Genomic DNA, 24,690 nt, shown 5'->3' on the forward strand with positions numbered 1-24,690 from the left:
GGGCACCGTCCGCGCGGCGCGCACCCCGGGTGCGGCCCGCGGCCGGTCGAAGCCCGCGACGTCCCGTTGAGGAGTGCGCAATGGCCGAGATCCGCGCCGAGATGGTGGCGAACGTCTTCAAGGTGAACGCGGCCGAGGGCGACCGCGTGGACGAAGGCGACACCCTGTTCGTTCTGGAGTCCATGAAGATGGAGGTCCCGGTCCAGGTCGAGGACCCCGGCCGGGTCATCAGCATCCAGGTGGACGAGGGCGACGTCGTGCAGGAGGGCGACCTGCTGGCGGTCGTGGAGTCCTGACCCCCGCCCGCGCGGGCCGGCCCGCCCGGCCGCGCGCTGGGGTAGGTTCGTGCGCCATGGCCATCACCGAAGGACTCCGGGGCGCCGCCGAACTGCGGGTGGGCGCCGAGGACACCGCCGCCGCCCTGGGCAGCGGAGACGTCGACGTGCTGGGCACCCCGCGCGCGCTCGCGCTGGCCGAGGCCGCCACGGTGGCCGCCCTCACCGGCCGCCTCGCCGAGGGCGAGACCACGGTGGGCACCGAGGTCGCGCTGTCGCACCTGGCGGCCTCGCCCGTGGGCGCCGTGGTCCGCGCCGAGGCGCGGCTGCGCCTGGTCGACGGCCGGCGCCTGGTCTTCGACGTCGCCCTGGCCCATCCCGACGGCCGCGCGGTGGCGCGCGGCACGGTCGAGCGGGTGGTGGTGAACCGCGCCCGGTTCACCGCCGGGGCCCGCGCCTAGACCCCCATGGTCTTGCGCGGGTAGACGTTGCCGGGGTCGGTGGCGATGTTGACCAGGTAGGGCACCCCGGAGTCGAACGCGCGGCGCAGGGCCGGGCCGATCTCGGCGGGGTCGGTGACCAGTTCGCCGCCGCCGCCCAGGGCCCGCACGACCTCGTCGTAGCGGGTCTGGGGGGTCAGTTCGGCGATCACGTCGTAGCCGTAGATCATCTGCATGGGCGCCTTCTCCAGGCCCCAGATGCCGTTGTTGCCGCACACCATCACCACCGGCAGCCGGTGGCGCACCAGGGTGTCGACGTCCATCAGCGAGAACCCGGCGGCGCCGTCGCCCAGCAGGGTCACGACCTGGGAGGAGGGCCGCGACAGCCGGGCGGCGATGGAGTAGCCCATGCCGGTGCCCAGGCAGCCGAACGGGCCGGGGTCCAGCCACTGGCCGGGGTGCTTGGGCTCGATGTACTTGCCGGCGTAGGAGACGAAGTCGCCGCCGTCGCCGATCACGACCGCGTCGTCGTCCAGCAGCCGGTTCAGTTCGCCGTAGACGCGCGCCGGGTGGATGGGGTCGGCGTCGCTGGCCAGGGCCTCGGCGTCGGCGGCGACGGCCGCTGCCGCCGCCTCGGCGATCTCGGCGCGCCAGCGGGCCGCCGCCGCCGTGGGCTTGGCGGCCTCGGCGATCCCGCGCAGCGCCGCCGACAGGTCGCCGGACACCGCGGCCACCGGGGTCATGTGCCGGGTGAGCTGGGCGGGGGAGTCGGCCACGTGCACCACCTTGGCCGGCGGCGCGCCGTCCCTGCCGCCGAACAGGCCGTGGCCCAGCCGGAAGTCCAGCGGGGTGCCCACGACCACCACGAGGTCGGCGCGGCCCAGCGCGGCGCCGCGCGCGCGGCTGGCCAGCAGCGGGTGGCCGCCCGGGAGCACGCCGCGGCCCTGGCCGTTGGTGACGACCGGCACCCCCAGTTCCTCGGCGGCCTCCAGGGCGGCCCGCTCGGCGCCGTCGAGCCAGACGTCGGAGCCGTAGACGAGCACCGGGCGCTCGGCCTCGCTCAGCAGCCGGGCGACCTCGGCGACGGCCTCGGGGTCGGGGGTGCGGTCGGCGGGCGCGGGGGCGCCGGCGAGGTCGGTCTCGGCCTGGTCGTAGAGCCGGTCCATGGGGATGTCGAGGAAGACCGGGCCGCGGTGCGCGGTGTTGGCCAGCATGGCGGCCTCGTCCACGGCCGCGCCGATCCCGTCGGTGGCGTGCACGGTCCAGGCGCGCTTGGTGATGGTCTCCAGCAGCGGCGGCTGGTCCAGTTCCTGCAGCAGGCCCTGCCCCCACCGGCCGTCAGGGGCCCGGCCGCCGACCACCACCAGCGGCGAGCCGTTGAAGTGGGCGGTGGCCACGCCGCTGACGACGTTGGTGACCCCCGGGCCGGCGGTCACCACGGCCAGGCCGGCGCGGCGGGTGAGCTTGCCGACGGCCTCGGCCGCGAACACCGCGGTCTGCTCGTGGCGGACGTCCAGCAGCCGCATGGTGGGCTCGGGCTTCACCGCGCCGTCGTAGAGCGGGAAGACGTGGCCGCCGCTGAGGGTGAACATCGTGTCGATGCCGTGGTGGCGGGCGACCTCGACGGCGTGTGTGCCGCCGTGGCCGGACAGGCGGCCGTGGAAAGGGGTCGGCGGGGAGGGCGGCGGCGTGGGCATGCTGGGCGGCACACTCCTTTTGGGTGCGGCGGGGGCGGTGGGGCGGGGCCCACCGATGCTACCGGTGGGTAAGTCGCCCCGAGCCTAGTGACACCGCCCACACCCGGGCAAGGGGCAGGGGCGGGCCCGGCCGGTCACTCCACCTCGGGCGGGCGCAGCCGGGTGACGAACTTGTACCGGTCGCCGCGGTAGAGCGAGCGCACCCACTCCACCGGGTGGCCCTCGCCGTCGAAGCTGTGCTGGCAGTGCAGCACCAGGGGCAGGCCGACGTCCACGCCCAGCAGCCGCGCCTCGTTGGGGGTGGCCAGCACGGTCTCGATGGTGGCCTCGGCCTCGACCAGGCGGACCTCGTAGGCGCTGGCCAGCGCCTCGTACAGCGAGGCGTAGCGGTCGAGCTGGCGGCGCAGGCCCGGAAAGCGCCGGGCCGCCAGGTGGGCGGTCTCCACCGCCATGGGCTCGCCGTTGGCCAGCCGCAGCCGCTCGATGCGCAGCACCCGCCCGCCCGAGCGGATCGCCAGCAGCTCGGCCAGCTGGTCGTCGGCGTTGATGTAGCTCACGTCGAGGATGCGGGTGGCCGGGTGCAGCCCGTGGGAGCGCATCTCCTGGGTGTAGCTGGTGAGCTGGAGCACCTGGGCGACCTTGGGCTTGGCCACGAACGTGCCCTTGCCCTGGATGCGCAGCAGCCGGCCCTCGACCACCATCTCGGTCAGCGCCTGGCGCACGGTTGTGCGCGAGGTGCCGAACTGGGCCGCGAGCGCGCGCTCCGGCGGGACCGGGTTGCCGGCCGGCATGGCCTCGATGAGTTCCAGGAGCAGCTTCTTGACCTGGTAGTACTTTGGAACTCGGTGACCGTCTTCGAGCGTTCGCTGACCCGTCACGTCGGACCCCTCCACCGCTTCCCCGGACACTATTGGTTTGGACCACTGGTCGAGTGCATTCCTATGAGTATGCCCGCAACCGTGGGATGATTTGTTAGTGCCTCACCTCAGTGATCTCATCCGACGCTATACGGCGCTCAAGACCGCCGATCTGGAGTGGTTCCACTCCCTGGTGTCGGACTGGCAGCTCCTGGCCGACCTCTCCTTCGCCGACCTGGTGCTCTGGGTGCGGCTGCGCGACGACACCGGGTGGGTGGCGGTCTCGCAGATGCGCCCGACCACGGGCCCCACGGCCTTCCAGGACGACCTGGTCGAGACCGTGCTGCGCGACGGCGACGTGACCGAGATCGCGGCGCCGCCCGAGCCCACCAGGGTGTCCGGCCGGCGCGGCCTGATCGACCGCGCCTGGACCGAGGGCCGCATCTGCCGCGAGGGCGACCCCGACTGGTCGGGCGGGGTCCCGGTGCGCGAGGAGACCATCCCGGTGCGCCGCGACGGCAAGCTGATCGGGGTGATCCAGCGCAGTACCAACCTCAGCTCGGCGCGCACGCCCAGCCGGCTGGAGCTGACCTACCTGCAGAGCGCCAGCGACCTCGCGCAGATGATCGCCGAGGGGGCCTTCCCCTTCAGCGACCAGGGGCCGCTGATGGTGCGCTCGCCCCGCGTGGGCGACGGCCTGCTGCGGCTGGACCAGGACGGCGAGGTGGTCTACGCCAGCCCCAACGCGCTGTCGGCCTACCGGCGCCTGGGCCTGACCGCCGACCTGGTGGGCACCCGGCTGGCCCAGACCACGCTGGAGCTGGCGGCGGCCGGCGACGCCCGCGACGAGTCGCTGACCTGGACCGCCGGCGGCCGCGTGCCCCAGGAGGCCGAGGTCGAGGCGCGCGGGTCCACCATCCAGCTGCGCTCCATCCCGCTGGTGGTGGGCGGTGTGCGGATCGGCGCGCTGGTCATGGTCCGCGACGTCACCGAGCTGCGGCGGCGCGAACGCGAGCTGATGACCAAGGACGCCACCATCCGCGAGATCCACCACCGGGTGAAGAACAACCTGCAGACGGTGGCGGCGCTGCTGCGGCTCCAGTCGCGGCGGCTGCACGTGCCCGAGGGGCGGGCCGCCCTGGACGAGGCGGTGCGCCGGGTGGGCTCCATCGCCATCGTGCACGAGATGCTGTCGCACACCCCCGACGAGATCGTCGACTTCGACGACATCGCCGACCGGGTGATCGAGATGGCGGCCGAGGTGTCCTCCACCGAGGCCGCCGTGGTGCCGCGCCGCTCGGGCCACTTCGGGCTGCTGTCGGCGCTGGTGGCCACCCCGCTGTCGATGGTGCTCACCGAGCTGGTGCAGAATGCCGTGGAGCACGGGCTGTCCTACGGCCCCGGGCGGATCGAGGTCCGCGCCCAGCGCGTGGACCCCCCGCTCGACGCCGAGGGGAGGGGCGGCCGGCTGCTGATCGAGGTCACCGACGACGGGGGAGGGCTGCCCGACGACTTCGACATGGAGAGCACGGCCAGCCTGGGCCTGCAGATCGTGCGGACGCTGGTCGTCGGCGAGCTGGGCGGCTCACTGGAGGTCAAGCCGCGCGAGGACGGCGGCACCCGGGTGGCCATCGAGCTGCCGGTGGAGCACCACACCGCGTCGCTGCCCTAGCGGGGGAGCGGGCGGCCGGGGTGCGGGGGCCGGGACCGGCCGGCGGTGGGTCCGCTCCCGGCGGCGATCCCGCTTCTGCGGCCACGTCCGCTCCGGCACCGGGTGCGGCGGACGTGATAACAGAGGCGGGGTCACTGCGCGGACGGGGAGCGGCGCGGGCCGGTGCCCGGCGGGCCTGCTCGGGGGAAGTCCCGGGGGAGACGTCCGCTCAGGCGCGGAGCATGGCTCCCACGGGGGTGCGGCGGCGCTTCAGCGCGCGGCGTTCGTCCTCGCTCATGCCGCCCCAGACACCGCCGTCCTGGCCGGTCTCCAGCGCCCAGCGCAGACACGCGGCACTCACCGGACAGGAGCGGCACACGGCCTTGGCCTCTTCGATCTGGAGCACGGCCGGACCGGAGTTGCCGATGGGGAAGAACAGTTCGGGGTCCTCGTCACGGCAGGCGGCGTGGTGGCGCCAGTCCATGCGGATCACTCCTCACAGTGAGGGAAGCGTGCGCTTGTGAACGAATTGTGAACGGATTCACTAAGTCGTGGACGACCGACGGGTCGCTGTCGTCGTTGACGCCTGGTCCGGCAGACCCGGACGGCCGGGCGTGCAGGGAGAGTCGACAGGGCCCCACAAAGCCGCGCCGCGCTCTGTGACCTGGAAACACTCTTTAACTCGCCCGTAACGTGCGGCGACACTTTGAGCGTGACAGGGTTGATCGGCGCATGCAAGAGTGCCGCTGAGCCAACCTGGGCTTCGGCGTGTCGTGTGCGTCACAGGTGTTATCGACGCGATATTTCCCGCGGATTAACCGACGATTCGTAATGCCTTTGGTACGGATTGGAGATTGACCCGCCGGCGGTGGCCGAGGTACTCGCCGTCGATCTGGAACGCGCGGGGAGAGCGTGAGGTAATGGTCACCTCGGACTGGTCGTGCCAGGTGACAAAGCCCGGACCGTAGGGCGGGACTCCCTTGTGCGACAGCATCTGGCGCAGCAGTTGCGCGGTGCGCGCGGTGTTCATCTGGGTGAGCGCGAACAGGTCCAGGCCAAGCTCGAACCGCGACCGCGGGGTGGGCTGCACCGGCACCGCGCCCGCGTAGGTCCACGGGGTGGTGTTGGTGACCAGCGCGAAGTACAGGTCGCGCACGGGGTCGCGGCCGGGGGCCTCGATCCGCAGCGACCGCACGGCGACCTCGCCGCGCAGGAACATCTTGAGCGCCAGCGCGATGTAGAGGCCGGGCGAGGCCCGGCGCCCCCGGTGGCGCTGCCGCTCGACCTCGTGCACCACGTCGGCGTCCCAGCCGAACCCGGCGCAGAAGGTGAAGTAGCGGTCGTCCTGGTCGGTGAGCACCCGGCCCAGCCCCACGGTCCGGCGTTCGCCCGAGCGCACCGCCTCCAGCATCGCGCCGGTGGCCTCGATGGGATCGGCGGGCAGGCCCAGCGCCCGGATGAACACGTTGGCGCTGCCGCCGGGCAGGGCGGCGAAGCTCGGCCGGGGCAGGCCCTCGGGGGTGGTCAGCAGGCCGTTGACGACCTCGTTCACCGTGCCGTCGCCGCCGAGGCTGATGACCAGCTCGTAGCCCTCGCCCGCGGCCTGCTGGGCGAGTTCGCGGGCGTGGTCGCGGTACTCGGTCTGGGCGACGTCCAGCTCCATCTCGCGGGCGATGGCACCGACCAGCACGTCGCGGGAGCGCGGGGTGGTCGTGGTCGCCTGCGGGTTGACGATGAAGAGGGCGCGCACGGGTCTCAGTGTAGTGATCATCGGGGAGCGGTCCGCCGCGCGGTCGGCCCGGGGGACCGCCGCGAGCGCCGCGCGGTGAGGGAGGGGGCGGGGCGGGAGGCGGGGCGGGGCGCGCCGCGGGGGCCGCTAGGCTGGAACGTGTCTTCGCGCCCCATCACCATCACCCTCGCCGCCGCCGTCCAGGCGCTGGTGGCGGCCGCTCTCGCGGTCGGCGGCGGCTACGTTCTGATCGGCACGCTGCTCGGCGAGGCCGCCGACGCGGGCTCCGCGCTCCCCCTGGCCGTGCTGGCGTTCGCCGCCGCGGCGGCCGTGGGCTACACCGCCTGGGGGCTGTGGCACCTGCGCAACTGGGCGCGCACGCCGGTTGTGCTGACCCACGTCTTCGTGCTGGTGATCGCCTACTACATGGTGACCAGCGAGCAGTACGCGATCGCGGCGGTCCTGGCGGCGACGGCCGCGGCCGGGGCCGCGCTGGTGCTGGCGCCGGCCACCACCGCCACCCTGTTCCCGGCCGACGACGACTCCGCGCCGGGCGGGCGCGGGCCCCGGTAGGCCGCGCGGCCCGCGCCGCACGGCCCTCATCCGGGCGGGTCAGTCGTCGGTGGTGAGCGCCTGCCGCAGCTGGGCCAGCGTGCGCGCCAGCAGCCGCGACACGTGCATCTGGGAGATCCCCAGCTCCTGGGCGATCTGCGACTGGGTCATGTTGCCGAAGAACCGGAGCAGCAGGATGCGCTTCTCGCGCGGGGGCAGCTGCTCCAGCAGCGGCTTGAGCGACTCGCGGTACTCCACGCCTTCGAGGGAGTCGTCGATGATGCCCAGGGAGTCGGCGACCGCCGGGGCGTCCTCGTCGCCGCTGTCGGGGGCGTCCAGGGACACCGTGGAGTAGGCGTTGGCGGACTCCAGGCCCTCCAGCACCTCCTCCTCGGTCATGCCCAGGTGCTCGGCAAGCTCGTGGACGGTCGGTGCGCGGCCCTCGCGTTGGGAGAGGTCGCTGACGGCCTTGGTCAGCGACAGCTTCAGCTCCTGGAGCCGGCGCGGAACCCGCACCGCCCAGCCCTTGTCGCGGAAGTGCCGCTTGATCTCGCCCACGATGGTGGGAGTGGCGTAGGTGGAGAACTCCACGCCGCGTTCGAGGTCGAAGCGGTCGATCGACTTGATCAGGCCGATCGTGGCGACCTGCGTGAGGTCGTCGAGCCACTCGCCCCGGTTGCGGAAGCGCCGGGCGAGGTACTCGACGAGGGGCAGGTGCAGCTCGACCAGTTCGTCGCGGATGCGCTGCCGTTCGGGAGCGTCCTCGGGAAGCTCGCTCAGGCGCTCGAACAGCTCGCGCGCACGGGCACGGTCGGGTACCGCGTGCTCAGTCTTCGCCGTCAGAGCGGGCCCCCTTTCGCTCACGCCGACTCCACCATGCCGCGGCGTTTGTGCAGGACGATGGAGACGCGGTCGTCAGGGCCGACACCGGCGTCGACCTCTCCGGCAAGCGCCGAGAGGACGGTCCAGGCGAACGTGTCGCGCGCGGGGAGCCGGCCGTCGGCGGTCAGCACCGAGACGGAGATGCGCATGCCGTCGCCGGTGAGTTCGAAGTCGGTGGTCAGGTCCGTGCCCGGCAGCGCCTGGGTGAGCAGCATCGCGCAGGCTTCGTCGACACCGATGCGCAGGTCCTCGATCTCGTCGAGGGTGAAGTCGAGTCGGGCCGCCAGGCCCGCCGTGGCCGTGCGCAGCACGCTGAGGTAGGCGCTGTCGGCCGGCATCCTGACGGTGACGGCGTCGCGTACCTCGGTGGCACCGGCGGACGGTGCGGCGGTTTCTTCGGTCACGTCCCTCCTTCGGGCAGCGGGATTGCCGCTTGAAAGCAATCTATCTTGTTTCGGTCCGGCGCCGGTGCACACGCCTGCGCCCGTGTCATCGCACCGTCCCCGACTAGTCTCGGACAGCCGCGCGGGGCCGGGCTAACCGGCCAGCGAGCGCAGCGCCGGGCCGTCGACGCGCATCGTCGTCCACTCGTCCATGGGCCGGGCGCCCAGCGAGCGGTAGAACTCGATCGAGGGGGTGTTCCAGTCCAGCACCCACCACTGCAGGCGGTCGTAGCCCCGCTCGACGCAGATGCGGGCCAGCTCCACCAGCAGCGCCTTGCCGTAGCCCCGGCCCCGGTACTCGGGGCGGACGTAGAGGTCCTCCAGGTAGACGCCGGGGTTGCCGGTCCAGGTGGAGAAGTTGCGGAACCACAGCGCGAACCCGGCGACCACGGCGGGGCCGCCGTCGTCGGGCACGTGCTCGGCGATGTGCACCCAGGCGGCCGGGTCCTCGCCGAACAGCGCCGTGCGCAGCTGCTCCTCGGTGGCGGTGGCCTCCTCCAGCGACTTCTCGTACTCGGCCAGCTCGCGGACCAGCCGGTGGATCTCGGGCACGTCGTCGGGGCGGGCGGGGCGGATCACGGCTCTCCTCGTCGGGCGCGGCGCGCACGGCCGGCGCGGGCGGCGCGCGGAGTGCGGGACCGAACAAACACGTAAAAACCTCGAAATGATAGCGAATGACGGCAATACGGGCGGGCGACGGGGCCGGCCGGAAGGCGGCCGGGCCCCGCCGCCCGCGGCCGATCGCGGCACGGCCGCGGGCGGCCCGGTCAGCGGACCGTGCCCAGGGCCGCAGGACCGTTCAGAGGACCTTGGAGAGGAACGCCTTGGTGCGCTCCTGCCGGGGGTTGCCGAGCACCTCGCGAGGAGAGCCCGACTCCACCACCACGCCGCCGTCCATGAACACCAGGCTGTCGCCGACCTCGCGGGCGAATCCCATCTCGTGGGTGACCACGACCATGGTCATGCCCTCCTCGGCCAGGCCCTTCATCACGTCCAGCACCTCGCCGACGAGTTCGGGGTCCAGCGCGCTGGTGGGCTCGTCGAACAGCATGAGGTCGGGCCGCATGGCCAGCGCCCGCGCGATGGCCACGCGCTGCTGCTGCCCGCCCGAGAGCTGGCGGGGGTAGGCCCCCGCCTTCTCCTCCAGACCCACGCGCGCCAGCAGCCGCAGCGCGTTCTCGCGCGCCTCGCCGCGGGGCTCGCGGTTGACCTGGACCGGCGCCTCCATGACGTTGCCCAGCACGGTCATGTGCGGGAACAGGTTGAAGTTCTGGAACACCATCCCGATCCCGCGCCGCTGGCGGGCCACCTGGGTGTCGTGCAGCTCATACAGCCGCCCGCCGCGCTGGCGGTAGCCCATGAGGTGGCCGTTGACCCACAGCCGCCCGGCGGTGATCTTCTCCAGGTGGTTGATGCAGCGCAGGAAGGTGGACTTGCCCGAGCCCGAGGGCCCGACCACGCACATCACCTCGCCGCGCCGGACCTCCAGGTCGATGCCGCGCAGCACCTCCAGCCGCCCGAAGCTCTTGTGCACGTTCTCGGCGACCACCATGCGGTCGTCGCCGGGGCCGGTCACGACGCCGGGCTGTGCGTCGCCCGGGGCGCTCGCCGTGTCCGCCGCGCCCCCCGCGCCCGCGTTGGCACCAGTGTCTTGTGTCAACTCGCCGCCCTACTCTTGATCCGCCGCACCTGCTCCTGCGCCCCCCGGTCGCCGCGGGTGAAGCTGCGCTCCAGGTAGTACTGGCCCACCATCAGCACGCTGGTGATCATCAGGTACCACAGGCAGGCCGCCACCAGCATCGGGAACAGGTTGAAGGTGCGCGCGCCGACCTGCTGGAGCTGGAAGAACAGCTCCGTGGTCAGGGGAATGGCCGACACCAGCGACGTGTCCTTCAGGATGGCCGACGCCTCGTTGCCCGTGGGCGGCACGATGACCCGCAGCGCCTGGGGCAGCGTGATCCGCCGCAGCACCTGGCCGCGGCTCATGCCCAGCGCCTGGGCGGCCTCGCTCTGGCCCTTGTCGACCGACAGCAGGCCCGCGCGCACGATCTCGGCCATGTAGCCGCCCTGCGACAGCGACAGCGCGATCACGGCCGCCACGAACGGGCTCAGCAGGGTGGTCATGGGCACCGAGTAGAAGCGGGCGTCGCCCTCGATCCCCAGCAGCGGCAGCCAGTAGTTGTCGAACGGGATCCCGAACTCCAGGGTCTGGTACAGGATCGCGATGTTGCCGAACAGCACGCACAGCACGATCCGGGGCACCGCCCGGAAGAACCAGGTGTAGAGCCAGCCCAGGCCGACCAGGATCGGGTTGTCCGACAGCCGCATGATGGCCACGACGATGCCGATGACGATGCCGATCGCCAGCGACACCGCCGCCAGGATCAGCGTGGTGCGCACACCGACCAGCACCGGCTGGGAGAACATGTTCTCGAACAGGAAGGGCCAGTCGAAGGCGTCGTTCGTGACCAGCATGTTCACGAACATCGCGGCGAACAGCAGCAGCAGGGCCGCCGCGACCCAGCGGCCCGGGTGGCGCACCGGGACCGCCTTGATGGCCTCGGGAGGGGACTGGCCGGCCGCCGTGCCGTCCGACGGCCGGGCGCCGGCGGTGCCGGCGGTGTCGTCGTCAGAAGTGCTCACGCGCGACTAACCCTCAAGCTCCGGGTTGACCTCGGCCTTGTCCAGGGTGCCCTGCTCGTCCAGTTCCCAGTTGGCGAGGATCTCGGTGTAGGTGCCGTCGTCCATGATGCTCTGGTAGCCGGCGGCGATGGCCTCGGCCAGTTCGGTGTTGTCCTTGGCGACCACCGCGCCGTAGGGGGCGGCCTCGTACTGCTCGCCCAGGGTCTCCAGTTGGCCGCCGGTCTGCTGCACCGCGTAGACCGCCACCGGCATGTCGGCCAGGCCGGCGTCGTTGCGGCCGGAGATGATCGACTCGGTGGCCTGGTCCTGGCCCTCGAACTGGTTGATCGTGATCGGCTCCTTGCCGTCCTCCTCGCACTGCTCGCTGCGGGCCTGGATGTCCTCGACCTGGACGGTGTTGGCCTGCACGGCGACGTTGAGGCCGCAGGCGTTGTCGGGGTCGACACCGTCCGGGTTGCCCGCGGCGGTGAACCACTGGGTGCCCACGGTGTAGTAGCTGACCATGTTGGCCTGCTCCAGGCGCTCCTCGTTGATCGTGAAGGACGAGACGCCGACGTCGTACTTGCCGGTGTCCACACCCTCGACGATCGTGCCGAACGAGGCGCTCTCCCACTTGGGCTGGAGGTCCAGCTTGGCCGCGACCGCGTTGAACAGCTGCACGTCGAAGCCGACGATGGTGGAGCCGTCGGGGGCCAGGAACTCCGAGGGGGCGTAGCTGGAGTCGGTGCCGATGGTGATGGTGCCCTCGTCGCGAAGCTCCTGGGGGACCATCTCGGCCAGTTCGGGGTCGGCCTCGACCGAGGGGGTCTCGGTGGGGATGGCCGTGGGGTCCTCCTCGCCTCCGCCGCCACCGCCCGAGCCGTCGCCGCCCCCGCAGGCGGACAGCGCCAGCACGGCGGCCACGGCGCCCGCCAGGTACGGGGCGCGTCTGAGGTGGACTGCCGGCACGGCCAGGTGCTTCAGCATGGCCACGAGATCTCCTTCTTCTGGGCGGACGGCGGAAGGCTACCCGGCGTCCGCGGTTCCCGCTCTTGGGCGCACCGCACGGACGTTCGTGCGAACGTGAAATCTTTATGGTCGCCGACCCGGCATGTGCGTGCGGTTACCGTTGTGAGAGGATTGGATAACGGGTCACCCCCGGTTACACACGGCGGCGACGCGCTCGCATACGAGCCGCGGAGCCCGGCTCCTTCTACCGTATCTGCCCAGGTCGGCCGCTTGTTTCGCGAGAGCCCCCTAGCACCGGTGTCCTCCGCGCGCCGCCCCCGCCACCTGCCAGGCATCCCAGGCGCCCCGTCATGGCCGGCGCGGGCGCTTCGAACCTTGAGGGGTTTGCACAGTAATGTCGATCACTGATTCCCATTCCCGGCTGGACGACGATCCGGCGTTCGCGCTGCACCAGGGCGGCAAGCTGCACGTGGAGCCGTCCGTGGAGGTCACCGACCACGAGGGGCTCGCCCTCGCCTACACCCCCGGGGTGGCCCGGGTGTGCACCGCGATCGCCGACACGCCCGAACTCGTCAACACCTACACCTGGAAGAGCTCGGTCGTGGCCGTGGTCACCGACGGCTCGGCGGTGCTGGGGCTGGGCGACATCGGGCCCGAGGCGTCCCTGCCGGTGATGGAGGGCAAGGCCCTGCTGTTCCGCCAGTTCGCCGGGGTCGACGCCGTGCCGATCGCGCTGTCCTGCGACGGCGTGGACGACATCGTCGAGACCGTGGCGCGCATGGCCCCGTCCTTCGGCGGTATCAACCTGGAGGACATCGCGGCGCCGCGCTGCTTCGAGATCGAGCGCCGGCTGCGCGAGCGCCTGGACATCCCGGTGTTCCACGACGACCAGCACGGCACCGCCATCGTGACCGTGGCGGCCCTGCGCAACGCCGCGCGGCTGACCGGGCGCACGCTGGCCGACCTGCGGGTGGTGGTCTCGGGCGCGGGCGCCGCCGGGGTCGCGGTCACCAAGATGCTGGTCGACGGCGGGATCGGCGACATCGCCGTGGCCGACAGCAAGGGCGTCATCTACTCCGGGCGCGAGGGCCTGACCCCCGTCAAGGAGGAGCTGGCGGCCATCAGCAACCGCGCCGGGCTGCAGGGGTCGATCGAGACCGCGCTGGAGGGCGCCGACGTCTTCATCGGCCTGTCGGCCGGCGAGGTCCCCGAGTCGGTCGTGGCCACCATGGCGCCCCAGGCGACCGTGTTCGCGATGGCCAATCCCAACCCCGAGGTCCACCCCGAGGTCGCGCGCCGCCACGCCAGTGTCGTGGCCACCGGGCGCAGCGACTTCCCCAACCAGATCAACAACGTGCTGGCGTTCCCCGGAGTGTTCCGCGGGGCGCTGGACGCGCGGGCCACGGACGTCACCGAGGCCATGAAGCTGGCCGCGGCCGACGCGATCGCCGACCTGGTGGGCGACGACCTGTCGGCCGACTACATCATCCCCAGCACCTTCGACGAGCGGGTGGTGCCGGCGGTGGCCGCCGCGGTCGCCGAGCAGGCGCGCAGCGACGGTGTTGCCCGTTCGTAGTGGAACGGTAGTTCTGCGTAGTCGATCCGGAGCGGGGTTCTCCCGCTCCGGATCACCAACCCCCGGGGGGACCTGGGGGTTTTCCGCTTCTGCGGACCCCTAGAGGTCCTCGCGCACGGCGGCCTCGATGAAGGCCGCCCACGCGTCAGCGGGGAAGCTCAGCACGGCCCCTTCGGGCACCCGGGAGTCGCGCACCCAGACACCGGCGTGCCGCTCGGTCACCTCGACGCACTGTCCTCCTCCCGTCCCGCTGTAGGTGCTCCGGCGCCATCGCGCCCCCGCCGCGTCCTTCGGCTCAAAGGCAACCCCGCTCACCGCACCACGCTCGCTGCGCGGACGCGGCGGGCAGGTTGTGCGGAGGGCAGTGCCCTATCCGCGGGTTCACCGGATTCAGTCGCGGACATGCCGCGCTCCTCTCATGTCTCAACTTCATTCCCCCTCTCCACCTCGGCCCGAAGGCGCCGCTCCACGTCGCCGATGACCTCGCGGGTGCGCTCGGGATGCAGCGCCGCAGTCCGCAGGTGCTCGAACGCGACGGTGTAGAAGCGCACTTCTTTGGCCTTTTCGATGTAGAGGCTGCTCGTCAGATTCTCCACATGTACGAGGCGCGGCGCGTGGATGTCGGACTCTGGGAACTCAAGGATGTCGAAAGATCCGTTAAGACCTGAATGAGCACCGGCGTTGAACGGCACGATCTGTATGGTTACGTGCGATCTTTCATGTATCTCAAGCAAATGCCGTAGTTGTGCGGCCATGACCTGCGGACCGCCGATTGGTCGGTAGAGTACTGACTCGTCCAGGAGTGCCCAGATGTGCGGGGGCGACTCGCTGAAGAGCAGTTCCTGGCGCCGGATGCGCAGCTCCGTGCGGCGTTTGACCTCGTCGTCCGAAACCGGGGCGGGGTGCGCCTGCATCAGCGCCTCGGCGTATTCCGCGGTCTGGAAAAGCCCCGGTACGATCTGGGCCTGGAAGAAGCGCAGCATGGTCGCCTCGGGTTCGAGGCCGAGGTACACCTCGAAGCGCTCGGGCATCACGTCGCCGTAGACATGCCACCAGCCGCGGCGGCGGGACTCCCGCGCGAGCATCACCAGCGTCTGGCGCAGCGCGGGGTCGTCGACGCCGTAGAGTTCGAGCAGGTCGCGAACGTCGTCGGAATTCGTGGCGACCTGGCCGCGCTCGATCCGGGACAGCTTGCTGCCCGACCACGACATGAGCTCGGCGGCCTCTTCACCGGTCATTCCGGCGTTTTCCCGAAGACGGCGCAATTCGACGCCCAGGCGGCGTCGGCGGGCCGTGGGGTTGTGAGCGGGTGCCACGGGAGCCTCCTATTCGGGGGGAGAGGCCGAAGCGGGATGGGGGAAGGCTACTCGACGGGAGAGCCCGCGCGGTCCGGCCGAAAACGCCGATTGTGGTCAGGGGAGGCGGACGGCGCCGGCCGCGCCGCCGGGTCCCAATGCCGTCGCGCCCCCGGGCCGTCGATTTCCACCCGGGAATGTCTCTTGGCGGACATTCTACGAGTATCCGATACCCCGACCAGGTGTCCGAGATGGGAAAGCGGTGGCGGCCGGGGCGCGAATGCCCAAGCGGGCCGCCGTGCCCGGCCGGGGCGGCAGTGGTTAGGGTCGGGGCCATGTTCGCTATCACCGCCGCACGCATCGACAAGACGAACCCCCTGTCCGGTCTCGAAGCGGGTGAGCGTCCCGATCCCGCGCCGCCGGAGGGCTGGACCACGGTCACCGTGAAGGCCGCCGCGCTCAACCACCACGACCTGTGGAGCCTGCGCGGCGTGGGGCTGTCACCGGACCGGCTGCCGATGGTCCTGGGATGCGATGCCGCCGGTGTGGACGAGGACGGCAACGAGGTGGTGGTGCACGCCGTCATCGGCGACCCCGACGCCGGCGGCGGCGACGAGACCCGCGACCCCCGCCGCTCGCTGCTGTCGGAGGTCCACCCCGGCACGCTGGCCGAAAAGGTCGCGGTGCCGCGCCGCAACCTCGTGCCCAAGCCGCCGGAGCTGTCGTTCGAGGAGGCGGCCTGCCTGCCCACCGCCTGGCTCACGGCCTACCGCATGCTGTTCACCCGCGCCGCGCTGGGCCCGGGCTCCACCGTGCTGGTCCAGGGCGCCGGGGGCGGTGTCGCCAGCGCCCTCATCCGGCTCGCGAGCGCCACGGGGCACCGGGTGTACGCCACGAGCCGCGACGCCGCCAAGCGCGACCGCGCCCTGCGCCTGGGCGCCTACGCGGCCCTGCCCACGGGCGAGCGGCTGCCGGAGAAGGTCGACGCGGTGTTCGAGAGCGTCGGCGAGGCCACGTGGGCGCACTCGGTGCGGTCCCTGCGGCCCGGGGGCTCGATCATCGTCTGCGGCGCCACCAGCGGCGAGGCGCCGCCGGCCGAGCTGACGCGGACGTTCTTCCTCCAGTTGTCGGTCATCGGCTCCACCATGGGCACCCGCGACGAACTCCGCCGCCTCACCGAGTTCTGCGCCCGCACCGGGGTGCGCCCCGAGATCGACCGGGTGCTCCCCCTGGAGCGCGCGGCCGAGGGCTTCGCGGCGATGGAGCAGGGGGAGCTGTTCGGCAAGGTCGTGTTCCGGGTCGGCTCCTGAGCGGTGCCGCCGCGGGATGAGCGGGGCGGCGGCCGCGCCCCGCCCGCACACCGCGCGGGCGGTCCCGCACGGCCCGGCGGCGGGAGCGCACGCGGCGGCGGGCGCCGTCCCAGGACGGCGCCCGCCGCGTGCTCGTTTCCGCCTCCGCCCGTGGGCGGCGCCGAGGCGCCGCGCGGCGCGGGGTCAGCCGCCGGTGGACCCGTTGCCGCGCTCCTCGCGCCGCTGCTCGGCGTCCTCGCTGACGGCGGTGCCCCAGGGGTCGCCCGCGGGCGCGCCGGTGGCACCGGTGCCACCGGCGCCGGCCGGGTTCTCGGCGGGGCCGTCCTCGGCCGCGCCCTGCGCCGCTCCGGTACCGGACCGCTCCTGGGCTCCCTCGCCCACGGCGGTGCCCCAGGGGTCGCCCGCGGCCGTCTCGGTGGCGGAGGGGGTGCCCCCGTGGCCGGAGCCCGGCTGAGGGGCCTCCTCGCCCACCGCGGCGCCCCAGGGGTCGCGCGGGCCCGCCGCCGGTGTCCCGGCGCCGCCGTCGGGGGAGGAGTCCTGCACCGCCTCGGCCGCGCCGCCGGGCCGGGTGCCGCCCGCCGCGCCGGGGGCGCCCGCCGACCCCGGCGCGTCCGCTGAGGCCGCCGCACCCGCCGTGCCTTCGGCGTCCGGCCGGTCGGCCGTGCCGGAGGACTCCGGCGTGGACGCCCCTCCGGACTCGCGCGGGCCCCACGCCGCGACGTCGCGGCGGATGACCTCGATGGTGTCGTCCAGGATGCGCCGCAAATCGTGCGCCGCCGACTCGCCCACGTGGCCGGCCTCGCGCACCACGCCGCGCACCCGCTCGGTGAAGTCGCGCAGCGCCTCGTCGAACTCGGGGCGCTCGCTTGAGGAGCGCCTGCCCCACGGGCCGAACCCGGTGGCGAACCGCTCCCAGTCGCGGCCCCACCAGGTCCCGGAGCGGGTGCCCTGGCCGGTGGCCTCGCCCTCGCCCGAGGGCGACCCGGCCGCGCCCGCACCGGTCCCGGCGCCGGCCTGGGCGCCCGTGCCGGCGGAGTCCCCGGCGCGCCGCTCCTCGCCGCGCGGGCGCCGACCGGCCCCGGCGGACTTCAGATCCCGGCGCAGCGAGCTGATGGTGTGCCGGACGTCCTCCTTGACCGCCTGGGCGACGTCGCGCACCGAGTCGGTGATCTCGCGCTCCAGGTCGTCCAGGTCGGAGCGGCGGTTGCGCAGCTCCTCGCGGCCCTTGTCGGTGAGGCGGTAGACCTTGCGGCCGTTGACCTCCTCGTGGGTGACCAGCCCCTCCTCCTCCAGCCGCGCCAGGCGAGGGTAGATGGTGCCGGGGGAGGGGGAGTACACCCCCAGGAAGCGGTCGCGCAGCAGGCTGATGATCTCGTAGCCGTGCCGCGGGCTCTCGTCCAGCAGCTTGAGCAGGTAGAGCCGCAGGCGTCCGTGTCCGAAGATGGTGCTCATGCGTCGTTCCCCCTCGGGATGGCGGCAGGGGCGTCGGGCTCGCGGCGGAGCAGCGCGACCGAGCCCGAGACGGTGGTGGTGGAGATCGCGGCGGGGTCGACACCGCCGCCGATCTTCCCGCTGAGCCCGCCGCGGCCGGGCAGGTCGCGCCGGTCCAGGGTGAAGTCCGAGGACAGCTTGCCGGTGGCCGAGCGGAGTTCGACGGCGGCCGAGGTCTCGGCGGGCACGCGCAGGGCGATCTCGCCGGAGATGGAGCCCAGCCGGACCCGGCCCGACGGCGCGACCTCGACATCGGCCAGGAACGCGCCCGAGGCGGTCTTGCCGCTGAGGTCGGACAGCCGGCCGCCGGCGACCGCGACCTGCCCGTTGACGGTGTTGAAGCGCAGGTTGCCGTGGAGGTTGCGGGCGGAGACGCTGCCGGAGACGGTGTTGACCTCGACCTCTCCGCCGAGCCCGTCGGCGGTGATGTCGGCCGAGGCGGTGCGCAGCTGCGTCTTGGCGGTCAGCCCGGCCACCACCACGGGCGCCGAGAGCGTGGTCACCTCGACCGGGCAGTCGCGCGGCACCCGCAGACTCACCGTGGCGGCGCGCCGGTTCACCCCCCGGTACCCCGACAGCTGCACCGGGCGCAGGCGCTCCAGCAGCCCGCTGCCGGTGAGGTCCTCATAGGTGACGGTGAGGATGCCCGCCTCCTGCGTGAGGAGCACCGGCTCGCCGACGATGTCGGAGACCTCCACGGTGACCGGGTCGTCCGTGGGCAGGATGTTGACATGACCGCCGATGATACGGACGCGCAGCGCCACGATCCCGTCGAGGGTCCGTGTCGTCGGCTGGTCGATGGTCCAACGCGCCATCGCGATACCTTTCGGCTCGAAGTGCTGATGCAACTCACGTTATGTCGCGAGTGCCGCCCTTTCAAGATATGTCGCGATTCTTCGGGGGTCGACCAGGGATGACCCGGAGCACCGCCGGGGGTGGGGAGGGGCGGCCGCCGCCCGGTCCGAGCCGGAGGACCCCCTCCGGCCGCACCGCCTCCGGGGGCGGCGGGCGCCGACCGGCGCCGTACGCGGAGCGGGCCCCGGGCGTGTGCCCGGGGCCCGCTCAGGGGTGGGAAAAGCCGTCAGTCCTCAAGGTCGTCGACGTCGTCGTCGAGGCGGGCCAGCCAGGTGGCGAGCCGCTCCACGGGGGTCTCGAACTCGGGGTGGAGGTCGGTGAAGACGCGCAGCTGCTCCGCGAGCCAGGCCAGGGTGACCTCGTCCTCGCCGCGGCGCTGCTCCAGCTCCTCGATTCCACGGTCGGTGTAGTACATCGCGCTGTCCTGTCGCCGGTGGCCGGCCCCGGACGGGACGTCCGCGGGGCCGGCCGGGCAGCCCGCGGGCGCCCGGCCGGCCCGGTGCGGAGGTCAGTCCGCCGGGGGGAACACCGTGTTGATGAGGGCCTGCTGCTCGACGTCGTGGCGCTTGCCCGAGCCCGCGGCGGGCGCCGAGCTGGCCGGGCGCGAGACCCGGGTGAACGGGCGGTCCAGCTGCTCGGAGAACACCAGGGCCACGAACGGCCAGGCGCCCATGTTGGCGGGCTCCTCCTGGACCCACAGCACCTCGCCGGCGTTGGGGTAGGCCGACAGCACCTGGCGGATCTCGTCGATCGGCAGCGGGTACAGGCGCTCCACCCGCACCAGGGCGGTGGTGGTGTCGCCGGTGCGCTGCCGGGCGGCGGCCAGTTCGTAGTAGACCTTGCCCGAGCACAGCACCACGCGGCGCACGGCCTTGGGGTCGACCCCCGACGGGTCGGGGATGACCGGCTGGAACGCGCCCGACGTGAAGTCGCTGACGGGCGAGGTGGCGGCCTTCAGGCGCAGCATGACCTTGGTCGTGAAGACGATCAGCGGCCGGCGGTACTGCGACTTCACCTGCCAGCGCAGCAGGTGGAAGTAGTTGGCCGGCGTGGTCGGCAGCGCGACGGTCATGTTCTCCTGCGCGCACAGCTGCAGGAACCGCTCGATGCGGGCCGAGGAGTGGTCGGGGCCCTGGCCCTCGTACCCGTGCGGCAGCAGCAGCACCACGCTGGAGCGCTGGCCCCACTTCTGCTCGCCGGCGCTGATGTACTCGTCGATGACGGTCTGGGCGCCGTTGACGAAGTCGCCGAACTGGGCCTCCCACGCCACCAGGGCGTCGGGCCGCACCACGGAGTAGCCGTACTCGAAGCCCAGCGCCGCGTACTCGCTGAGCAGGGAGTCGTGCACGTAGAACTTCGAGGTGCCCTTGTCGAACTTCTTCAGCGGGGTGTGGACCTCGCCGGTCTTGCGGTCGACCAGGGCGGCGTGCCGCTGGCCGAACGTGCCGCGCCGGGTGTCCTGGCCGACCAGGCGCACCGGGTGCTCCTCGATCAGCAGGGAGCCCATCGCCAGCATCTCGCCGGTGGCCCAGTCGAGGGCGTCGTCCTCGACCATCTGCGCGCGCCGCTCCAGCTGCGGCTTGAGGCGCGGGTGCACCGTGAAGCCCTCGGGCAGGCTGACCTGGGTGTCGATGACCTGCTTGACGACCTCGGCGCTGATGGCGGTGCCCACGGCCGCGTGGTCGATGCGGACCTCGTCGAAGACCTCGGGCTTGATCACCGCGCCCGGCTCGACCGGCTTGCGCACGGCCTCGCGGGTCTCGGTGAAGGCGCGCTCCAGCTGCTGCTGGTAGTCGCGCAGCGCCTGCTCGGCCTCCTCCAGCGTGATGTCGCCCCGCCCGATCAGCGCCTCGGTGTAGAGCTTGCGCGTGGACCGCTTGGAGTCGATCACGTCGTACATCAGCGGCTGGGTGAACGCCGGGTTGTCGCTCTCGTTGTGGCCGCGGCGGCGGTAGCACACGAGGTCGATGACGACGTCCTTGTTGAACGTCTGCCGGTAGTCGAACGCCAGCTGGGCCACCCGGACGACGGCCTCGGGGTCGTCGCCGTTGACGTGGAAGATCGGCGCCTGCACCATGCGGGCGACGTCGGTGGCGTAGACGCTGGAGCGGCTGTCGGCCGGCGAGGTGGTGAAGCCCACCTGGTTGTTCACGATGACGTGCACCGTGCCGCCGGTGCGGTAGCCGCGCAGCTGCGACAGGTTGAGGGTCTCGGCGACCACGCCCTGCCCGGCGAACGCGGCGTCGCCGTGCACCAGCAGCGGCAGGACGGTGAACCCGTGCGGGCCCTTGTCCAGCACGTCCTGCTTGGCGCGGACGATGCCCTCGGCGACCGGGTCGACGGTCTCCAGGTGGCTCGGGTTGGCCGCCAGCGAGATCGCGATCTTCTCGCCGTCGGGGGTCTCGAACGTGCCCTCGGTGCCCAGGTGGTACTTGACGTCGCCCGAGCCGTGCGCGCTGCGGGGGTCGAGGTTGCCCTCGAACTCGCCGAAGATCTGGGCGTAGGACTTGCCGCAGATGTTGGCGAGCACGTTCAGCCGGCCGCGGTGGGCCATGCCGATGACGACCTCGTCCAGCTCGGCCTTTGCCGCGCGGGTGATCACGCCGTCGAGCAGCGGGATCAGGGACTCGCCGCCCTCAAGCGAGAACCGCTTCTGGCCGACGTACTTGGTCTGCAGGAAGGTCTCGAACGCCTCGGCGTTGTTCAGCCGGCGCAGGATGTGCAGCTGCTCGTCGCGGCTGACCTTCTCGTGCTCGCGCTCGACATGCGCCTGGATCCACTCCCGCTCTTCGGGGCTCTGGATGTGCATGTACTCGATGCCGACGGTGCGGCAGTAGGTGTCGCGCAGCACGCCGAGCACGTCGCGCAGCTTCATGACCGGCTTGCCGCCGAACCCGCCGGTGGGGAACTCGCGCTCCAGGTCCCACAGGGTCAGCCCGTGCTGGAGGATGTCCAGGTCGGGGTGGCGGCGCTGGTGGTACTCCAGCGGGTCGGTGTCGGCCATGAGGTGGCCGCGGACCCGGTAGGCGTGGATCAGCTCCTGGACCCGGCTGGCCTTGTCGAGCTGGTTGTGGCCGGTGACCGCGATGTCCTGGACCCAGCGCACCGGCTCGTAGGGCAGCCGCAGCGACCGGAAGATCTCGTCGTAGAAGCCGTCCTCGCCCAGCAGCAGCTGGTGGATGCGGCGCAGGAACTCGCCCGACTGGGCGCCCTGGATGATCCGGTGGTCATAGGTGGAGGTCAGCGTCATGACCTTGCTGACCGCCAGGTTGTTCAGGGTCTCCGGCGCGGCGCCCTGGAACTCGGCGGGGTACTCCATGGCGCCCACGCCCAGGATGACGCCCTGGCCGGGCATCAGGCGCGGCACCGAGTGCACCGTGCCGATGCCGCCGGGGTTGGTCAGGCTGATGGTGGTGCCCTGGAAGTCGGCGACCGTCAGCTTGTTCCCGCGGGCCTTGCGGACGAGGTCCTCGTAGCCGTTCCAGAACTCCTTGAAGTCCATGGTGTCGGCGGCCTTGATGCTGGGCACGACCAGCTGCCGCGAACCGTCGGGCTTCTGGAGGTCGATGGCCAGGCCGAAGTTGACGTGCTCGGGCTTTGCCACGCCCGGCTTGCCGTCGACCTCGGTGTAGGAGTAGTTCATCTCCGGCATCGACTCCAGGGCCTTCACCATGGCGTAGCCGATGATGTGGGTGAAGGACACCTTGCCCCCGCGGCCGCGCCGCAGGTGGTTGTTGATGACGATGCGGTTGTCGAACAGCAGCTTCACCGGCACCGCGCGCACGCTCGTGGCGGTGGGCAGGGTGAGGCTGGACTCCATGTTGGTCGCCGTGCGGGCCGCGGCGCCGCGCAGGCGCTCCTCGGTCACCTTCAGCGCTTCGTCGACCGGCTTGCCGGACTCCGCGGCCGGCGCGGCCTTGGCCTTGCCGTTGGCGGAGCCGCCGGACGCGGCAGGGGCCCCGGCGCCGCCGGACGGCGCGCCCTTGGCGGCGCTGTCAGCGCCCTTGGCGGCCGGGGTGCCCGTGGCCGACGCACCCTTGCCGGCTCCGTTGTTCTTCTGGGGAACGCCGGACTTGTAGTCGGCGAAGAAGTTCCACCATGCCTTGTCAACGGAGTTGGGGTCGTTCAGGTACTTCTCGTACAGCTCCTCGACCAGCCACTCGTTGGGGCCGAAATCTGTCAGGGGTTGAGACGCCTCAGACGACACGGCGGAGATCGCCCTCTTCCGCAGCTCGCTTGTGAATGTGTGTATACCGAGATGGCCGCTACTCAGGGCGGGCTCAAGGTGTGACGGCTCCACAAGGCCGCCGGGACACGCGCCCGGGTCAGCAATCTCGGGTAACAGGCTACTTGTCCAGGCACGGCAATGGGGAACCGAGACCGGTACCGGACTGGGAGATACCTAACAATCCTTCACACGCCGATGAACGCGGCTTGACCGCCGGCGGACCTCCGCGTGACCTGCCAAGCACCGGGGCGACGGTGAAAGGACAGGTCAGGGCGGGGTCCGCGGCGGCGGGCCGCCGCCGCGGCCGCGGGGGTGACCGACGGCCGGTGCCGCACACCATGCCCGCTCGCCGCGCCCCTCAACCCTCCCCGCGGGGCGGATTCCGCCGCGGTTTCGCCCGGGGCCGCGCCGTGGCCCGCCGGGAACCGGTCCGCGGGCGGCCGCGTCTCACGTCATGTGCGCGGTCCGGACAGGACGGCTGGTTCCGAGTCCGGCGGAACACGGGGGTTTCGCCGGGCGAGGGGGCAGGTCCGGACCGCGCCCCGCGCTTACCCGGGCCCGCCGGGCCGGGCGGGAACGGGCGCCCGGCGTGGCGCCGCCCCTCCGGGCGTGTCCGCCGCGCCGCGCGACGTAGGGTGACCGCCGGGGACCCCCGGCCCCCGCTGGGAGACCGGCGGCCGAACGGGGTAGGAAACACGTGTGCGCCGGACGGACTCCCGACCCCCCTCATACGGCGCCCAACGCACCACTGGAGGAAGACAATGCCGGAGCTGCGCTTCGACGGGCGTGTCGCGATCGTCACGGGCGCGGGCCGGGGCCTGGGCCGCGCGCACGCCGTCGAGCTGGCGCGGCGGGGTGCCAAGGTGGTCGCCAACGAGTCCGGCGGCTCCTCGCCCGACCCCGGTACCGCCGACACCGCCGCCGAGTCCGTGGAGTCCACCGCCGAACGCGTCCGCGCCAAGGGCGGCACCGTGACGGTCAGCACCGACGACATCACCACCGAGGACGGCGCCCAGGCGCTCGTCGAGACCGCGCTGGACACCTACGGCCGGGTCGACATCGTCGTCAACAGCGCCGGGATGCTGCGCGACCGCGCGTTCGTCAACCTCGGCACCGCCGACTGGGACACCGTCGTGGGCGTGCACCTGCGCGGCACCTTCCTCGTCACCCGCGCCGCCTTCGGCCACATGCGCGGCAACGGCTACGGCCGCATCGTCAACACGACCTCGCCCTCGGGGCTGTTCGGCAACTTCGGGCAGAGCAACTACGCCGCCGCCAAGATGGGCGTCATCGGGCTCACCAAGACCCTGGCCATCGAGGGCGCCAAGTACGACATCACCGCCAACGCCATCGCGCCCGTCGCCTACAGCCCCGAGGCCAAGGGCCTGTACCCGGCCGGTGCCGAGACCCTGCTCAGCCCCGAGCGCGTCACCCCGGCCGTGGTCTGGCTGGTCCACGAGGACTGCGAGACCACCGGCGAGGTCTACTCGGTGGGCGGGGGCCGGGTGGCCCGCGTGTTCGTCGCCGAGGGCCCCGGCGCCGCGCTGGGCGAGGGCAGCGCCGAGGACCTGCGCGACCTGTGGCCCGACGTCAACGCCGAACGCCCCTACGTGGTGCCGCGCGACCTCGGCGAGCAGACCCGCGCCTACCTGGCCGAGATCATCGGCCGTCCGGTCTGACCGGCCGGCCCCGCCTCCGGCACCCGGCCGCCCCGGCCCCCGCGCGCGAAAGCTCGGCCGCCGCGCACGTGTGCACAGTGGAACGCAACCTCGTGCCCGGGTGCGCCGCCGGATCTGCGCGCCGCCACGCGTTCCACCC

The 24,690-nt window shown here is 72.4% G+C and carries 23 protein-coding genes; 7 read left to right on the plus strand and 16 right to left on the minus strand.

All coding sequences use genetic code 11. From position 1 onward, the window contains the following. The first annotated feature begins 80 nt into the window (after positions 1–80). Together HNR12_RS21035 and HNR12_RS21040 are read left to right on the plus strand one after the other, a co-directional pair. The gene (locus tag HNR12_RS21035; protein ID WP_179769197.1) at positions 81–296 is read left to right on the plus strand and encodes a biotin/lipoyl-binding carrier protein; all 216 of its coding nucleotides are present in this window, start codon (positions 81–83) and stop codon (positions 294–296) included. 56 nt (positions 297–352) lie between these two features. Further along, the gene (locus HNR12_RS21040) at positions 353–736 is read left to right on the plus strand and encodes a thioesterase family protein (RefSeq protein ID WP_179769198.1); all 384 of its coding nucleotides are present in this window, start codon (positions 353–355) and stop codon (positions 734–736) included. Here HNR12_RS21040 and HNR12_RS21045 read toward each other — a convergent pair. Further along, positions 733–2,412 (minus strand): acetolactate synthase, encoded by a 1,680-nt coding sequence (locus HNR12_RS21045; protein WP_179769199.1) that lies wholly within the window; start codon positions 2,410–2,412, stop codon positions 733–735. The two genes, HNR12_RS21040 and HNR12_RS21045, sit on opposite strands and share 4 nt — an antisense overlap. A 134-nt stretch (positions 2,413–2,546) precedes the next feature. After that, a complete protein-coding gene (locus HNR12_RS21050; RefSeq protein ID WP_179769200.1) occupies positions 2,547–3,290 on the minus strand; it encodes a GntR family transcriptional regulator in 744 nt (247 codons plus the stop codon). A gap of 97 nt (positions 3,291–3,387) precedes the next feature. On the opposite strand from HNR12_RS21050, the gene HNR12_RS21055 reads away from it, so the two are divergent. Next, complete coding sequence (locus HNR12_RS21055) at positions 3,388–4,941, plus strand: sensor histidine kinase (RefSeq protein WP_179769201.1); 1,554 nt, start codon at positions 3,388–3,390, stop codon at positions 4,939–4,941. A gap of 208 nt (positions 4,942–5,149) precedes the next feature. Here the strand turns inward: HNR12_RS21055 and HNR12_RS21060 are convergent, their stop codons facing one another. Together HNR12_RS21060 and HNR12_RS21065 are read right to left on the minus strand one after the other, a co-directional pair. Continuing rightward, positions 5,150–5,404 (minus strand): WhiB family transcriptional regulator, encoded by a 255-nt coding sequence (locus HNR12_RS21060; RefSeq protein WP_179769202.1) that lies wholly within the window; start codon positions 5,402–5,404, stop codon positions 5,150–5,152. 330 nt (positions 5,405–5,734) lie between these two features. Continuing rightward, positions 5,735–6,670, minus strand: coding sequence for a diacylglycerol/lipid kinase family protein (locus HNR12_RS21065; protein ID WP_179769203.1), 936 nt, complete (start codon positions 6,668–6,670; stop codon positions 5,735–5,737). Between the two features lie 138 nt (positions 6,671–6,808). Between HNR12_RS21065 and HNR12_RS21070 the strand changes: the two genes are divergently transcribed. After that, complete coding sequence (locus HNR12_RS21070) at positions 6,809–7,222, plus strand: hypothetical protein (protein ID WP_179769204.1); 414 nt, start codon at positions 6,809–6,811, stop codon at positions 7,220–7,222. A gap of 39 nt (positions 7,223–7,261) precedes the next feature. Here the strand turns inward: HNR12_RS21070 and HNR12_RS21075 are convergent, their stop codons facing one another. The 6 genes from HNR12_RS21075 to HNR12_RS21100 all read right to left on the minus strand — a co-directional run bounded on the left by HNR12_RS21075 (position 7,262) and on the right by HNR12_RS21100 (position 12,135). Continuing rightward, positions 7,262–7,993 (minus strand): RNA polymerase sigma factor SigF, encoded by a 732-nt coding sequence (locus HNR12_RS21075; protein WP_246425671.1) that lies wholly within the window; start codon positions 7,991–7,993, stop codon positions 7,262–7,264. A 68-nt stretch (positions 7,994–8,061) separates the two neighbouring features. Continuing rightward, entirely contained in the window at positions 8,062–8,487 is a 426-nt protein-coding gene (locus HNR12_RS21080) for an anti-sigma factor (RefSeq protein WP_179769205.1), read from the minus strand. A 132-nt stretch (positions 8,488–8,619) separates the two neighbouring features. Further along, positions 8,620–9,105: a GNAT family N-acetyltransferase gene (locus tag HNR12_RS21085; RefSeq protein WP_179769206.1), complete on the minus strand. Its 486-nt coding sequence runs from the start codon at positions 9,103–9,105 to the stop codon at positions 8,620–8,622. A 220-nt stretch (positions 9,106–9,325) separates the two neighbouring features. Further along, the gene (locus HNR12_RS21090) at positions 9,326–10,078 is read right to left on the minus strand and encodes an amino acid ABC transporter ATP-binding protein (RefSeq protein WP_179770783.1); all 753 of its coding nucleotides are present in this window, start codon (positions 10,076–10,078) and stop codon (positions 9,326–9,328) included. A gap of 104 nt (positions 10,079–10,182) precedes the next feature. Beyond that, on the minus strand, positions 10,183–11,169 hold the full coding sequence (locus tag HNR12_RS21095) for an amino acid ABC transporter permease (protein ID WP_372451060.1): 987 nt from the start codon (positions 11,167–11,169) through the stop codon (positions 10,183–10,185). Between the two features lie 6 nt (positions 11,170–11,175). After that, positions 11,176–12,135: an ABC transporter substrate-binding protein gene (locus HNR12_RS21100; RefSeq protein WP_179770785.1), complete on the minus strand. Its 960-nt coding sequence runs from the start codon at positions 12,133–12,135 to the stop codon at positions 11,176–11,178. A 376-nt stretch (positions 12,136–12,511) separates the two neighbouring features. On the opposite strand from HNR12_RS21100, the gene HNR12_RS21105 reads away from it, so the two are divergent. Then, positions 12,512–13,693, plus strand: coding sequence for an NAD(P)-dependent malic enzyme (locus HNR12_RS21105; RefSeq protein ID WP_179769207.1), 1,182 nt, complete (start codon positions 12,512–12,514; stop codon positions 13,691–13,693). 99 nt (positions 13,694–13,792) lie between these two features. Here HNR12_RS21105 and HNR12_RS21110 read toward each other — a convergent pair whose 3' ends face one another. Both HNR12_RS21110 and HNR12_RS21115 read right to left on the minus strand, forming a co-directional pair. Next, entirely contained in the window at positions 13,793–14,008 is a 216-nt protein-coding gene (locus HNR12_RS21110; RefSeq protein ID WP_179769208.1) for a DUF397 domain-containing protein, read from the minus strand. 101 nt (positions 14,009–14,109) lie between these two features. After that, a complete protein-coding gene (locus HNR12_RS21115) occupies positions 14,110–15,009 on the minus strand; it encodes a Scr1 family TA system antitoxin-like transcriptional regulator (RefSeq protein WP_179769209.1) in 900 nt (299 codons plus the stop codon). A 314-nt stretch (positions 15,010–15,323) separates the two neighbouring features. Here HNR12_RS21115 and HNR12_RS21120 point away from each other — a divergent pair, with 314 nt between their 5' ends. Beyond that, a complete protein-coding gene (locus HNR12_RS21120; RefSeq protein ID WP_179769210.1) occupies positions 15,324–16,298 on the plus strand; it encodes a zinc-binding dehydrogenase in 975 nt (324 codons plus the stop codon). 183 nt (positions 16,299–16,481) lie between these two features. Here the strand turns inward: HNR12_RS21120 and HNR12_RS29570 are convergent, their stop codons facing one another. From HNR12_RS29570 to HNR12_RS21140, 4 genes are all read right to left on the minus strand, one after another. Then, complete coding sequence (locus tag HNR12_RS29570; protein ID WP_179769211.1) at positions 16,482–17,750, minus strand: helix-turn-helix transcriptional regulator; 1,269 nt, start codon at positions 17,748–17,750, stop codon at positions 16,482–16,484. Further along, entirely contained in the window at positions 17,747–18,604 is an 858-nt protein-coding gene (locus tag HNR12_RS21130) for a DUF4097 family beta strand repeat-containing protein (RefSeq protein ID WP_179769212.1), read from the minus strand. Before HNR12_RS21130 ends, HNR12_RS29570 begins: the two co-directional genes overlap by 4 nt. Before the next feature lie 266 nt (positions 18,605–18,870). Beyond that, positions 18,871–19,059: a DUF6104 family protein gene (locus HNR12_RS21135; RefSeq protein WP_179769213.1), complete on the minus strand. Its 189-nt coding sequence runs from the start codon at positions 19,057–19,059 to the stop codon at positions 18,871–18,873. Positions 19,060–19,152: 93 nt separating this feature from the next. Continuing rightward, on the minus strand, positions 19,153–22,851 hold the full coding sequence (locus tag HNR12_RS21140) for a multifunctional oxoglutarate decarboxylase/oxoglutarate dehydrogenase thiamine pyrophosphate-binding subunit/dihydrolipoyllysine-residue succinyltransferase subunit (RefSeq protein WP_179769214.1): 3,699 nt from the start codon (positions 22,849–22,851) through the stop codon (positions 19,153–19,155). Positions 22,852–23,633: 782 nt separating this feature from the next. On the opposite strand from HNR12_RS21140, the gene HNR12_RS21145 reads away from it, so the two are divergent. Continuing rightward, complete coding sequence (locus HNR12_RS21145; protein WP_179769215.1) at positions 23,634–24,551, plus strand: SDR family NAD(P)-dependent oxidoreductase; 918 nt, start codon at positions 23,634–23,636, stop codon at positions 24,549–24,551. Positions 24,552–24,690 lie beyond the last annotated feature (139 nt).

This window comes from Streptomonospora nanhaiensis, assembly GCF_013410565.1.
Lineage (GTDB): Bacteria > Actinomycetota > Actinomycetes > Streptosporangiales > Streptosporangiaceae > Streptomonospora > Streptomonospora nanhaiensis.

Coding starts and splice junctions, on each gene's coding strand:
- HNR12_RS21105 (WP_179769207.1), top strand. CDS start 12,512: ATGTCGATCACTGATTCCCATTCCCGGCTGGACGACGATCCGGCGTTC.
- HNR12_RS21060 (WP_179769202.1), bottom strand. CDS start 5,404: ATGGACTGGCGCCACCACGCCGCCTGCCGTGACGAGGACCCCGAACTG.
- HNR12_RS21135 (WP_179769213.1), bottom strand. CDS start 19,059: ATGTACTACACCGACCGTGGAATCGAGGAGCTGGAGCAGCGCCGCGGC.
- HNR12_RS21045 (WP_179769199.1), bottom strand. CDS start 2,412: ATGCCCACGCCGCCGCCCTCCCCGCCGACCCCTTTCCACGGCCGCCTG.
- HNR12_RS21120 (WP_179769210.1), top strand. CDS start 15,324: ATGTTCGCTATCACCGCCGCACGCATCGACAAGACGAACCCCCTGTCC.
- HNR12_RS21130 (WP_179769212.1), bottom strand. CDS start 18,604: ATGGCGCGTTGGACCATCGACCAGCCGACGACACGGACCCTCGACGGG.
- HNR12_RS21100 (WP_179770785.1), bottom strand. CDS start 12,135: ATGCTGAAGCACCTGGCCGTGCCGGCAGTCCACCTCAGACGCGCCCCG.
- HNR12_RS29570 (WP_179769211.1), bottom strand. CDS start 17,750: ATGAGCACCATCTTCGGACACGGACGCCTGCGGCTCTACCTGCTCAAG.
- HNR12_RS21035 (WP_179769197.1), top strand. CDS start 81: ATGGCCGAGATCCGCGCCGAGATGGTGGCGAACGTCTTCAAGGTGAAC.
- HNR12_RS21090 (WP_179770783.1), bottom strand. CDS start 10,078: ATGGTGGTCGCCGAGAACGTGCACAAGAGCTTCGGGCGGCTGGAGGTG.
- HNR12_RS21040 (WP_179769198.1), top strand. CDS start 353: ATGGCCATCACCGAAGGACTCCGGGGCGCCGCCGAACTGCGGGTGGGC.
- HNR12_RS21145 (WP_179769215.1), top strand. CDS start 23,634: ATGCCGGAGCTGCGCTTCGACGGGCGTGTCGCGATCGTCACGGGCGCG.